This is a genomic window from Methylobacterium sp. WL6 (assembly GCF_008040095.1).
Lineage (GTDB): Bacteria > Pseudomonadota > Alphaproteobacteria > Rhizobiales > Beijerinckiaceae > Methylobacterium.
On sequence record NZ_VRVH01000598.1, the window covers coordinates 1 to 1,020 of the forward strand.

Sequence of the window (1,020 nt, forward strand, 5' to 3'; positions counted from 1 at the left end):
CTCGTGGTCTCCGGCTGGTCGGCCGGCGGGCACCTCGCCGCGCAGGTCGCCAACGGGGCCGATGCCGGGCTCGCGATCAGCGGCCTCTTCGACCTCGCGCCGATCGCCGGCACGAATCTCAACGACGCCTTGAGCCTGAGCGCAGAAGAGATCGCGGCGCTCTCGCCGATCCGCCACCTGAGCCCGGGCGCGCCGCCCGTCGCGGTGCTGTACGGCGCCGACGAGCTGCCCGAGCTCCGGCGCCAGTCGGACGCCTACCACGCCGCCCGCCGCGCCCTGGGGCTGGACGGGCCGCTGATCCCGGTGACGGGCGCGAACCACTTCACCGTGCTCGACGCGCTGATCGACCCCGAGGGCGCGATCGCCCGGACGGCGGCGCGGCTGGCCGGATTGTAGCGCCGACGCTCCCACCCCCCTCGTCCTGAGGTGCCGCAGCCGAGCGGAGGCCTCGAAGGAGCCCGCCTTCGAGGCCCGCCGGGGCGGGCGCCTCGGGACGCGGGGCGGGATGGGATCGCTTTCGAGAAGCACCACCGCGAGACGCCATGCCCCCGTTCCCGACGATTCCCGCCCTGCACGCGGCCTACGCCGCCGGCGACGACCCGCGCGCGATCCTGGCGGAGGTCTACCGCCGCATCGCGGCCGCCGACGATCCCGGCATCTTCCTGAGCCTGGTGCCGGAGGCGGAGGCCGCGGCGGCGCTCGCCGCGCTCGGCCCGTTCGACCCGGTGGGCAGGCCGCTCTGGGGCATCCCGTTCGCGGTGAAGGACAACGTCGACGTCGCCGGGATGGCGACGACGGCGGCGTGCCCGGGCTTCGCCTACACCGCGACCGAGACCGCCCACGCGGTCGAAAAGCTCCTGGCGGCGGGCGCGATCCTCGTCGGCAAGACCAATCTCGACCAGTTCGCCACCGGGCTGGTCGGCGTGCGCACGCCCTACCCGGTGCCGCGCAACGCCCTCGACCCGGCCTACGTGCCGGGCGGCTCCAGCAGCGGCTCGGCGGTGGCGGTCGCCCGCGGCC

The 1,020-nt window shown here is 75.8% G+C and carries 1 protein-coding gene and 1 pseudogene; both read left to right on the forward strand.

Features of this window, described 5'->3' with window-relative positions; all coding sequences use genetic code 11:
- A pseudogene (locus tag FV230_RS28650) lies at positions 1-396 on the forward strand (alpha/beta hydrolase); the annotation flags it as partial.
- Positions 397-542: 146 nt separating this feature from the next.
- Positions 543-1,020: amidase family protein (locus FV230_RS28655; protein WP_246695052.1), on the forward strand; the 478-nt coding region annotated here is incomplete at its 3' end.